The organism is Bifidobacterium catenulatum PV20-2 (assembly GCF_000800455.1).
GTDB lineage: Bacteria > Actinomycetota > Actinomycetes > Actinomycetales > Bifidobacteriaceae > Bifidobacterium > Bifidobacterium kashiwanohense_A.
On record NZ_CP007456.1, the window covers coordinates 2144516 to 2156811 of the forward strand.

Annotated in this window: 6 protein-coding genes and 3 pseudogenes; 4 read left to right on the forward strand and 5 right to left on the reverse strand. The window is 53.7% G+C overall.

What is annotated here, in order from left to right:
* Positions 1-142 precede the first annotated feature (142 nt).
* From AH68_RS09210 to tet(W), 4 genes and pseudogenes are all read right to left on the reverse strand, one after another.
* On the reverse strand, positions 143-1945 hold the full coding sequence (locus AH68_RS09210; RefSeq protein WP_039199415.1) for an ABC transporter ATP-binding protein: 1803 nt from the start codon (positions 1943-1945) through the stop codon (positions 143-145).
* A gap of 30 nt (positions 1946-1975) precedes the next feature.
* A pseudogene (locus AH68_RS09215) lies at positions 1976-2755 on the reverse strand (ABC transporter ATP-binding protein); the annotation flags it as partial.
* A gap of 158 nt (positions 2756-2913) precedes the next feature.
* A pseudogene (locus tag AH68_RS11325) lies at positions 2914-3148 on the reverse strand (ABC transporter ATP-binding protein); the annotation flags it as partial.
* Between the two features lie 201 nt (positions 3149-3349).
* The gene (gene tet(W), locus AH68_RS09220; protein ID WP_039199418.1) at positions 3350-5269 is read right to left on the reverse strand and encodes a tetracycline resistance ribosomal protection protein Tet(W); all 1920 of its coding nucleotides are present in this window, start codon (positions 5267-5269) and stop codon (positions 3350-3352) included.
* A 199-nt stretch (positions 5270-5468) separates the two neighbouring features.
* Between tet(W) and AH68_RS09225 the strand changes: the two genes are divergently transcribed.
* Positions 5469-6608 carry an IS1249 family transposase gene (locus AH68_RS09225; protein ID WP_039197933.1) on the forward strand — a complete coding sequence of 380 codons (1140 nt, stop codon included), beginning with the start codon at positions 5469-5471 and terminating at the stop codon, positions 6606-6608.
* 682 nt (positions 6609-7290) lie between these two features.
* Here AH68_RS09225 and AH68_RS09230 read toward each other — a convergent pair.
* Positions 7291-8061 (reverse strand): annotated as a pseudogene (locus AH68_RS09230) (ABC transporter transmembrane domain-containing protein); the annotation flags it as partial.
* A 399-nt stretch (positions 8062-8460) separates the two neighbouring features.
* Between AH68_RS09230 and AH68_RS09235 the strand changes: the two are divergent.
* The 3 genes from AH68_RS09235 (at position 8461) to AH68_RS09245 (ending at position 12282) form a co-directional block, all read left to right on the forward strand.
* On the forward strand, positions 8461-9558 hold the full coding sequence (locus AH68_RS09235; protein ID WP_081995952.1) for an alpha/beta hydrolase: 1098 nt from the start codon (positions 8461-8463) through the stop codon (positions 9556-9558).
* Between the two features lie 543 nt (positions 9559-10101).
* On the forward strand, positions 10102-11349 hold the full coding sequence (locus tag AH68_RS09240; protein WP_201772593.1) for an ATP-binding protein: 1248 nt from the start codon (positions 10102-10104) through the stop codon (positions 11347-11349).
* A 111-nt stretch (positions 11350-11460) separates the two neighbouring features.
* The gene (locus AH68_RS09245; protein ID WP_039199421.1) at positions 11461-12282 is read left to right on the forward strand and encodes an alpha/beta hydrolase; all 822 of its coding nucleotides are present in this window, start codon (positions 11461-11463) and stop codon (positions 12280-12282) included.
* Positions 12283-12296 lie beyond the last annotated feature (14 nt).

Below are 12296 nucleotides of genomic sequence, written 5' to 3' on the forward strand. Positions count from 1 at the left end.
CGGCAAATGCATTTTTCGGCAAAGCAAAGACGCAGTCATCGCACGAATCGCATGCGTGTTCCGCGAATCGCACGAGCATCGCGTGGGAAATCAAGCCAATCGAGTCAAATCAGCCCGAACGGATTAGACCAGCCGACTTTAATCAGCCTAAGCCCTGATCAGACCTGATCATGGCGTATTGGGAGTCGTAGAGGCGATAGTAGGCGCCACGCTTGGCGAGCAGCTCGGCGTGGTTGCCTTGCTCTACGATCTGCCCATGGTCGATGTAGCAAATCACATCCGCGTTCTCGATGGTGGACAGCCGGTGCGCGATGATGAAGCTCGTACGCCCCTTCAGTAGGTGGTTCAATCCGGCCTGAAGCGCCTCTTCGGTACGGGTATCGATATTCGACGTGGCTTCGTCGAGAATCAGAATGCGAGGATCGGCTAACAGCACTCGCGCGAACGCAATCAACTGGCGCTGACCCGCGGAAAGCGTGGAACCACGCTCCTCCACCACCGTGTCGTATCCGTTCGGCAAATCCATGATGAACTCGTGCGCATGCACCGCCCTCGCAGCCGCCTCGATCTCGGCATCGGTCGCATCCAACTTGCCGTAACGAATGTTCTCACGCACATTGCCGGAGAAAATGAACGTATCTTGCAGCATGACGCCCATCTGCCGACGTAACGATTCCAACGTGACCGAACGCACGTCATGCCCGTCAATCGTCACCGACCCTTCTGCAACGTCGTAAAAACGCGACAGCAGGTTGATGATCGTTGTTTTGCCGGCACCGGTCGGGCCGACCAACGCAACAGTACTGCCTGGCTCAACATGCAGATCGACCAGATTGAGAATATTGCGACCGTCAGGCTCGTAACGGAAGATAACATCGTTGAAATCGACGCGGCCTTCGATTTGCGGCAGTTCGGTCGCGTCAGGCGCATTGCGGATCTCCGGCTGCACATCAAGCGTTTCGAAAATACGCTCAAGATATGCGGAACAGGTGATCAGCTGATTGTAGAAATTGCCGATACTGATCACCGGATTCCAGAAATTATTCGCATACCCGACGAACGCGATCAGCACACCGGTGGAAACGTTCACCGCGCCGAAGCCCGTGACGCCCACATAGTAGATGAACGCGATCGTCATGACGGAAATGGTCTGGATGCCCGGCCACATGAGGAACTGGATGTGCACGGCCTTCATCCACGAGGCGCGCACGTCGTTCTGCTGCTCCTGGAAGGTTTTGAACTGTGCGGCCTCCTGAGCGAAGGTCTGCGTGGTTTTCACGCCGGCGATCGACTCGTGGATGAACGCGTTGAGATTGCTCTGCTTGTTCGATAGCACTTGGTACGCGCGACGCTGGAAATGTTGCAATATCATCACCCACGCGATCAGAAACGGGAAGAGCACCAAGCTGAACAGCGCGAGCCTCCAATCGACCACAAACATGACCACCAGGGTGATCAGAAACGTGAACACGTCGGAAATCACGTTGATCAGACCGGAACTCAACGTGTCGGAAAGGGTGTTCACATAATTGACTACGCGAATCAGGATTTTGCCGTGCGGACGCGAATCGAAATAGCTGAACGGCAACGTTTGAATATGCGTGAAAATATCGCGACGCATATCTTTCAACATGAGCTGACCAACTCGAGTAATTTCAACGGTACGATAGCGCAATCCAAACTCATAAATCACAATAAGCACGGCCATCAATCCCGTTAGTTCACCAAGTAAGGTGAGATTTTTCGACGGAATCGCACTATCGATCATGATTTTCGTCAAATATGGTACAACTACCGCAATGCAGCTCATCATTACGACGACGACGAGAATGCGTGCGATACGCGACATATATGGTTTTAAATAGACGCCGATACGCAGAATATCGTGCAGATTAATATGCTCTTCCAGCTCTTCGTCTTCACGGAATGTATTACGTTTTGCCATGGGTTTTCCTCCTTTCTTGCCTTAGCTGCGTCACGCTTCGAAACCATGGGAACGACCCGCTTGCAAGCCAAGCTGCTTGTAGTAGATCTCCCAATATCGGCCATGCGCGGCCACGAGTTCGTCATGCGTGCCGCGCTCCACAATGCGGCCGTGTTCGAGCACAAGAATCAGATCGGAATCTTTCACCGATGAAATACGGTGCGCGATGGTGACGATGGTTTTCCGCTCGTCCAGCTCGCGCAGGTGACGTTGGATTTCCGCTTCCGTTTCCATATCGACGGCGCTGGTCGTATCGTCCATGATGAGGATCGACGGATTGTCCGCAAGCGCACGGGCGAGGCTCAGGCGCTGTTTTTGCCCGCCGGAAAGGCCGACGCCGCGCTCTCCAACCACGGTATCGTAACCTTCCGGCATGCTACGGATGAAGCCGTCCGCGCCAGCGATGGTGGCCATGCGGCGAATGTACTGTTCGTCGTATTCGCGCTGTTCGCCCACACCGAAGCTGATGTTGCCGCCAATGGTGTCGGAGAACAGGAACGTGTCTTGCGCGACGACGCAGACTTGCGAGCGCAGTGCGGCAAGCGGCCAGTCTCGCGCGTCGACGCCGTCGATGAGCACATGGCCTTCGGTGGGGTCGTAGAAGCGGGAGATGAGGTTGACAAGGGTGGATTTGCCCGCGCCGGTTTCGCCGAGAATGCCAAGTTTGGCACCTGCCGGAACATGGAAATCCACGTCTTCAAGCACGGGGGTGTTCGGTTCGTCGGGGAAGGCGAAGCTGACATGCTGGAAGTCGATGCTTCCGGCGATGCGGGTCGTGTTAGTCGTTACCTGTGTTGTCTGCGCCGCTTGTGTCGCCGACGTTGTAAACGTCGCCTGCGATTGCGAGATGTTGCCAGTTGCATCGTTTGCACCGTTGGCATTGTTGGCGTTGTTCGCATTCGTAGTCGCGGTATTCGCTTTTGCGCCGACTCCCGGCTTTTCCGTGATGTGCGACTGAGAGGTGAGCAGTTTGCGGATTTTGATGCAGGATGCGTTGAAACGCTGCCAGTCGTTGATCAGCCATCCGGATTGGCGCACCGGCCCGTCGATCATCCACAGGTAGGAATTGAACGCCACGAGATCGCCAAGCGTCATGCGCCCGGTGATCACCAGGAATCCGCCGAGGCCGAGCGTGATCAGCTGCAGCGAGAATCCCAATCCGTCTGCTTATGTGTGATAAAGAAGCAATAGAAGTGCAAAAAATTTTGCCGTTCCTATCCGACACTTGGCCATTGTGTCGGATAGGTCGGGCGGTTATTCGGGCAAGTCAATCTTGCCGACAAAGCTGTAATAAATCTTCCTTACTATATTCCATTGTTACCCTCCATAACTTCTGATTGTTGCCGTCTTGACGATTATGTATCTTTACATTACCTTCTGAAACATATGGCGCACCTTGTCCAGGCGGCTGTTTGGACGGCGGGGCTGGATGACCGGCTGACCGACAGCGGCCTGATATCCTTTCAGCTCTGTAAGGCATACGCTCTGCCCGTTGGTGTAAAAGGCCAGATCAGTACGGTATGCCTGTATACAGCGGGCGGGAATCTCGCCAGTAAAGACAACTTCATCCTTTTTTACCTGGACCGTTTCGATGGTGGCACAGTATTTCGGTGCATCATGATAAGCCCTGGAAAGATATTCCCGGGGCGCATAGAGGGTGAAGGAGAGATAAGGTTCCAGCAGTTGCGTCCCTGATTCCTTCAATGCCTGTTCCAATACAATCGGGGCCAATGAGCGGAAGTCCGCCGGCGTGCTGACCGGACTGTAATAAAGCCCGTATTCAAAGCAAATCTTACAGTCCGTTACGTTCCAGCCGAACAAGCCCTGCTCCAGCCCGTAACGGATACCATCCCTGACAGCGTTTTGAAAACTCTGGTTCAAGTATCCCAGCGAAACCCGGCTCTCGTATTGTACACCGGAGCCAAGCGGGAGTGGTGTAACAGACAGTCCGATGGATGCCCAAAACGGGTTGGGCGGCACCTCGATATGGATGGTGTGGCTGGCTGCTTTGAGCGGCCGCTCCATATAAATGACGGTGGGTTCCTTTACCACTGTTTCAAGCTTGTATTTTTCCGACAGCAAAGCGGAAACAACCTCCAACTGCACCCGGCCCAAAAAAGAAAGAATGATCTCATGGGTGATGGAATCCACCTCGCAGCGCAAAAGCGGGTCAGTATCCGCAAGTTGCGTAAGAGCGTCCAGCAGCCGTTCTCTTTGCGCTGCCGTTTTCGGCGCAATCGACGTCCGCAGCATGGGGAGGGGGTCCTCACGCCACCTTTTACGAGGGAGCCGGGTTGGGTCCCCTAATACATCGTTTAACCTCACGCTGTCGCTGGGAAGGATAACAATTTCACCCGGATAAGCGGTGTCTGTCCGAACAATTTCCCCTTTGGATGGAATACGCATCTCTGTGATTTTCAGCTTTTCTCTCCCGGCCAGGGCCACCGTATCCCGCAGGCGCAGCGTTCCGCTGTATAGCCGTAGATAGACACGCCGCTGGCCGCAATCTGTATACTCCACCTTGAAAACGCTGCCGCATAGGGCGGCGCTCCCCTGTTCCCCAATCGGTTGGAACAGCCCTGTCACCGCATCCATCAACGGTTGAATGCCAAGGCCCTTTTTGGCGCTGCCATAATAGACCGGGAACAGGGAGGCGTCTTGAACCCGCTGCTGTTCCTCCCGCGCAAGTTTTTCCCGGCTGATTGGTTCTCCTGCGATATACTTTTCCAATAATTCATCGTTATTTTCGATGACCGCATCCCATGCTTCTATGTCGGTATTTTCCTCCAGGACTATTTCCGGGGACAGCGACACCGTCTGCTTGATGATAATATCGGCGGAGAGCTTATCCCGAACAGACTGAACCACGCTCTGCAAATCAACGCCAGCCTGGTCGATCTTGTTGATAAAGATAACGGTGGGAATGTTCATTTTCCGCAGGGCATGGAACAGAATACGGGTCTGGGCCTGCACGCCATCTTTAGCGGAGATCACCAAGATGGCCCCATCTAAAACAGCCAAAGAGCGGTACACCTCCGCCAAAAAATCCATGTGGCCGGGCGTATCCACAATGTTAACTTTACATCTGTGCCACTGGAAGGAAGTGACTGCCGCTTGAATGGTAATCCCACGCTGCCGCTCCAAAAACATGGTGTCCGTCCTCGTTGTCCCTTTTTCGACGCTCCCCGGTTCTGAAATGGCTCCGCTGGCATATAGCAGGCTCTCCGTCAAGGTCGTCTTTCCAGCGTCTACATGGGCAAGAATTCCAATATTGATTATTTTCATGTGATTGTCCTCCCTTTAGGGTTATTGGCCAAAATGTGTGTCTGGAATTGTCTCTGAGGCCTTGTGCTGCAAGGGTCTGGAGGTATTTGAATGTGATGGAGGGGACTTTCCAGGTCGGCCAAAATGTGTGTCTGAAACCGGTTGGGACGTCTTATAACAGTAGGCGTGAGGAGCGTTTGAATGTGGTTGTCTGAAAGGTATGAGAATTCCTCTGTGTCCCGGATGTCACACCACGATGAAGAAGAACGGAAAGACCTCGGCCGGTAGGACGCGCTGGCGGTGCAAGGATCCCGGCTGCGGTAGCTCGCTGTCGCGCGGCTATGATCGGCGGGCGGCGGATCTGGAGACGTCGCTGCGCTGGTTGTTGTCCAAGCAAAGCCAGGCCGAGTATGCGATCCCGGCGCGCACGCTGCGCCGGATGAACGAGTTGTTATGGAGCCTGTGGCCGCCGGTTCCGCTGGTCGACGAGGTGTATGACGTGGTGCATTTGGACGGTATTCACTTGCATCGGGATGCGGTCGTGTTGATAGCGATCGCCTGCGGGCATGTGATCGGCTGGTACGTCGCCAAAAGCGAGACCGCTGCCGCGTGGGCTCATCTCATGGCCAGGATCGCCCCGCCACTGGCGGTGGTGGTCGACGGGGGCGGTGGCATTCTGAAGGCATTGCGCGAGCACTGGCCTGATACCAAGGTGCAGCGGTGCTTGTTTCACGTGTGCATGAACATCACCCAGCTCACCGGAATCAAGCCAAGGTCCGAGGCAGGCAAACAACTGCGGAAGATTGCTGTCGCCTTGAGCCGCGTGACGGACACGGATGCCGCGGCCGCATGGCTCGCCTCCTACAACCAGTGGGAGCAAACGTACGACGCGTTCCTTGACGAGAAGAGCACGTACGCGGACGGTACCATAGCCGACCAGCACCAACGCCTCGTCAAAGCCAAACGCATGATCCGCAGACGTATCCGCGAGAACCACCTGTTCACGTTCCTGGAACCACCCAAGGGTTGCACCACGCCGATCCCAGCGACGAACAACCTCATCGAGTCATGGAACGGGCGGATCCGCGACATGCTCCGCCACCACCGGGGATTAAGCCTGTTGCGCCGAATCAAGGCGATCTGCTGGTGGTGTTATCAACACACCCGACAGCCCAAACCAGCCTCATGGCTCATAACCAACGCCATCAGTGACCAGCAGATCGAGGAACTCTACCGCAAAGCATGGGAACACAGCCCACAAGGCGCATACGAAACCTACGGCATCCCCAACCGGTACGGCACCGGCATCGACTGGAACGAATTCCACACCCGCGTAAAATACCCCAACACCACCGACTAACCCCATACCACCAGACACACATTTTGGCCAATAACCCTCCCTTTACAGCCCCAAAGGGCATAAAAATCCCCAGCAGTAAAATACTTTTACCACTGGGGATTATAAGTTGCGGACATACACATATACAGCATACACCTGTTTGTGATTGCTGTTTTTGGGGATATGTCAAAATTGATAAGGCAAAAGTATTCTTGAATTGGGTACAAAAAACTAAGCCCCTACAAAAGGAGCTATCATAATCCTTTGTTCCCACTATTTGATTATAGTTTTATTTAAGAATACCTTGCCGCATATTTTTTACTCCTTTTCTGGATTAAATCATTGTATCACATCAGTTTTAGGAAAGCAAGTACCTAAAAGAAATTTTTCTTCCCCTTATATGTAACAATCATACCGGCTTCCTAGCGTTCAGAATGTTTTCTGCTGTCTGCTGTGGTGTTTGGTTGGAATTGTCCAACCAAAAGCCGATCCGTGGTGTTGTCTGCATTTTACTAAATACAAATTCAATGTATACAGAAAGATATAAGGAGTGGGAGGGATTCCGCCGTAGTTGGCATTGTAGGAAAATCCAAAAGTTTAGATTTTCCCACAATGCTTATCTTTTGGTCTTTGGTTCGGAATAGTGTAGTGCTGGCGGTCTATCTCTTGTTTTCGGTTGCTTGCTTCCTTACCGTACATGAGCATCAAGCCACGGCATGTATTTGCGGCTGTTGTAAGCCTGAGCCATGTTGCGTTGCATGTAATCGTCGTTGCGTTCGTCGAATTTTTCGGTTTCGTACGGTTCGCGTACGAACGCTTTGACCACGCGGTTGCCTTCGATGTTTTCTTCGACCATCGAATTCATTTCGGCGAGCGAATTGCGGATGGCGAAGAACAGCGGTCTTGCGTGCGTGGAAAGTCCGCGCGTAAGAATGAAAATGAACGGCGTGACGCATGCGAGCGCGAGTGCGAGACGCCAGTCGATGGTGAACATCATGGCGAGCGCGCCGACGAACATGACCACGCAGTCGAGCACCTGGTAGCTCACCCAGCTCAACGCGTGACGGATGGCGTCGGTGTCGGAGGTCATGCGGCTCATAATGTCGCCGGTGCGTGTGTGGTTGAAATATGTGAAGTCAAGTTCGTGCAGTTTCTCGTATTCGTCGCTGACGAGACGAAATACGGAGTTCTGTCCGAAACGTTCCATCCACATTTGATAGCCGTAGCGTGAGGCGACGCGCACGATGGTGAACACGATCATCATGATGCACAGTCGTGTCAGTTCGTCGACGTGTCCTTGCACGATCACACGATCCACAATGAGGCCCGACAATAGCGGAATGATGAGAGCCATGGTGTTGTTGACGCAGAATAGCACTATCGCGCCGGCAACTCGCGGCAGGTCGGGTTTGCAGTATGGCAGGATCCATTTGAGGTTGCCTGCTTCTGTATTTCGATTCGGATCGACGTACATACGTAGCGTTCCTTCAGATTGTTTGCTTGGGTATTTAGGTTTTCGTGGGCTGTTGTTGCGTTGATTCGTTGCTCTTACGGCTGTTCGTTGCCGTTACGATTCACGTCCGTCGTTCGTCGAGCGTCCCGTTGCCGTCTCTCTCGGTCGAAACCCCTGTTCGGATTCGCAAACGCGACTCATTCTATGCGAACCGTTTTTCGATGCAACGTAGGTGATTTCGGCGTGTCGCAATCGCAGTAAAATCAACACATGCATCGTTGCATAAATTCGCTGTGAACGCAATGAAATATGGATGATTGCGGTAGCGCTTTCCGTATCGAACCGGTACGATATATCGAAGTGCGGCATTCCGACGACGGCAACGACCGCAATCGTATGAAAAATCACGAAAGGACGGCAATGATGGCGGATGAACAGGCGATCATCGCGCAATATGCGGAAAAATATGGTCTTACCGACGAGATGATCAAGCATGCGGAACGTTGGACGGAAACCGACGGCGATCTTGCGGGACTTTCCGAAAAGCGAGTCCGCGGCATTCTTGACCTGCGTTTCAGCGCGATCGCGGTTGACACCCCACGTTCCGAGCTGTGGCATACTCCGGACACGATCGATGTGATCGAGGACCTTCCATACCTGCCTGACGGCGGTTACGATACGGAAGCCGGACAGTGCCGCGGACACTTGCTCGATCTGTATCTGCCGCATGATGCTGTACTGCGCGCCGGGCATACGACACCGGTGTACATCGATATACATGGCGGCGGTTTCACCTATGGATATAAGGAACTGAACCGCAATTTCAACGTGCATCTGGCCGATATGGGATTCGCCGTGTTCTCACTGAATTACCGCCCGGCTCCGCAGACCGATCTGAAGGGTCAGCTGGCGGATGTGCAAGCGGCATTGCGTTGGATCAAGGCGCATTTGGCCGATTATCCGGTCAATCCGAACGCCGTGTTCCTCACCGGCGATTCAGCCGGCGGCGCATTGACCATGCTGACGCTGGCAATCGAGAACAGCGCCGAAGCTGCGGCCGCGTTTGGTATTGACGAGCCTTCGGGCATCGGTTTCGCCGGCGCGGCTCCGGTGTGCGGCGTGTACGGCTTGGCTTCCAAGCAGGCCGCCGACGAAGCCGGCTTGGGCGCTACCGCGTTCACACCCGATACGCGAATCGCGCTCGATGAAGCTCTTGGCACGGAATTCTTCGCCGGCCTCGAAGCGGCCGATCCGCAATTCCTCACCGCGGAAGGACTCGTCAACAACGTTGATCTGCCGCCGTTGTTCATCACCACCTGCAGCGACGATTTTCTGGAGGCAGACAATCTGGCGCTTGCCACGGCCCTATCGCGCAAGGGAGCCGATTTCGAACTGTTCGACCCGAAAGCGGGCCGTCACGAAGCATTGGGGCACGTGTTCGTGATCGGCATGCCATGGCTGACGGCCAGCGTGGATTGCCTCGAACGCATCCGTGATTTTTCATATGACCGCTGCTGAATCACAAACGCCAACCAGTGACCACGCATAATCACAGACCGCCAACGGTCGGCCATACGCCAACAGGCGCGTGACCGACCGTTTCTTTTCATGCGCCTTTTACGCAACCGGAAAACACCAATCGCAATCACATGAATCCTGTTCAGAAAAGAAGAAAGCCGGCGGAGAGAAAGGCCGCCGGCTGAGAGAGAAGAGAGAAGAAGGGTTCAGTTATGGGGTTCTTCGGGAACCTCGCCAGCTGCCGTAACCGCTGACATGTTCTATATAACCGCCCAAGTCTTGGAAGAATGATGCGTGTTCCTGTCAATTCGCTGGGAAAAATGTATCGGACATGTAAGCGGAACATACACATTCGTGAATTCCGTCGAATGATCGCAACATTACTTCCGATTTGCCCAATCGCACGTCCATATCACTCACCCACTCTGTAAAATCGTCCATTTCACTGGACGATTCTGCATTTCCCGCAAAATCATCCAGTAAAATGGACAATTCTGCAAAAAACGCAAAATCATCCATTTCACTGGACGTTTTCGACATATCATGGATAACATCAACATCATTTCAACAGGGCAGAGGTTCCACATGGTCACCAGTGAGCTTATCGAGCGACCGCAGTACACCGATTGGCTTCAACGGTGGAAAGATCGGGATGTCATCAAGGTGATCACCGGTCTGCGACGTTGCGGAAAATCCATGGTTTTAGAGCTTTTCCGCCGTTCGCTGGTTGCGGAAGGCATTGCAGAAAGCCGTATCATCTCCATTAATTTCGAATCTCTCGACGCACACTATCCAACCGATTACCAGTCTTTATACGATTACATCGTTGAGAGACTGCAGCCGAACTGCACCAACTATGTTTTTCTCGACGAAGTACAGCACGTCGAACATTTCGAAAAAGCTGCGGACGGACTGTACGTGCGCGATGACGTCGATTTGTATATCACCGGATCGAACGCAAATCTGCTTTCCAGCGAATTGGCAACACTCCTCACCGGACGATATGTCGAACTTAAGATGCTGCCACTGTCTTTCTCGGAATACCGAAATGCATTGCAATCAACAGCAAATGACAATGCGCTGTTCGACCGGTATCTCACATATGGAGGACTCCCCTACGTCACGCAGCTCACCGAAGATCGGGACATCGCCGACTATTTGGGAGGCGTGTTCAACACCATTCTTGTAGCGGACATCGCACAGCGGAACCCCCGTATGGATATGCGGGCATTCAACGATGTAGCTGCATTCCTCGCCGACAATGTAGGTAATCTTGCATCACTGAAAAGCATGTCCGGAGGCCTCGCCGCAAGCGGCCGCCGCATTTCCCCCACCACAATCAGCGGGTATATCGAAGAAATGGTTCGTAATTACCTACTTTTCGAAGCAACCAGATACGACCTGCAAGGCAAAGCGTATCTGCATAGCGAATCCAAATATTATTTGGGCGATATGGGATTTCGATTCTGGCTGCTTGGCAAAAGGCAAGGCGACCTCGGACACCGCATCGAAAACGTGATCTACTTGGAATTGCTGCGACGGTACAGCACCGTTTCGGTCGGCAAGCTTCGGGGCGGAGAAATCGATTTCGTCGTATCCGATGCCAACGGCCCGCACTACTATCAGGTTTCGCAAACCGTGCTTGACGAGTCGACACTTGCGCGGGAACTGGCACCATTGCAGACGGTGCGCGACAATCACCCCAAGACGCTGCTCACTCTAGATACCGTCGGTCTCGGCGACTACCAAGGCATTCAACACCGTAACATCCTCGACTGGCTGCTCGAGTAGGACGCACTCTCCCGACTGCACAATTTGCGCCCACGGATCACAAGGTACGAAAAATAGCGGGACCAAATAGTTCCTGCATAGCGTGCGCCGTGTTCCACCTATGATGGATATATGAAATATTTCGAATATGAAATTTCCGGTATCGACGGCAGCGCAGCGAAATTCGTCGAATATTGCCTTGATAACAGTGAAGAAATCGTTCCCGATCGTGTGCGTCCGTCCGTTCTCGTGATTCCGGGCGGCGGTTACGAAATGACGTCGGATCGCGAGGCCGAGCCGATTGCAATGCAGTTTCTGGCGGCAGGATTCAACGCTTTTGTGCTGCGATATTCGGTGAAGCCTTCCGTTTTTCCAGTTGCGCTTTTGGAAGCCGCTGATGCGATGAAGATGATTCGCGAGCATGCAGCCGAATGGCATGTTGATCCGGAAGCGATTGCCGTGATCGGTTTTTCCGCAGGTGGTCATCTGGCTGCGAATCTCGCCACGTCCGCCAGCGACGACGTGCTCGCCGCCCATGGTTACGATCCGGATGCGGTGCGCCCGAATGGTTTGATGCTTGCCTATCCGGTGATCACGTCCGGCCCGCTCGCGCATCGCGGCAGTTTCGACTCGCTGCTTGGCGAGCGACGCAACGATCCGGAAGCGCTCGAATCCGTATCGATCGAACGCCATATCGACACCAAAACACCGCCGGTGTTCGTATGGCACACCGTTCCCGACGAAACCGTGCCATACGAAAACACACTGATGCTGATCGACGCTTGCAAGAAAGCCGGAGTCAGCATCGAAGCGCACCTATTCCCGCAAGGCGGGCATGGACTGTCGTTGGGCACTGCGGAAACCGCATGGCAGGGCGTCAGCGGCATCGAACCGAGCATGCAGATCTGGACGCAACTGGCTGTCGCGTGGATACGTAGAACGTTTGCACGATAATCAACGCAGCAGAT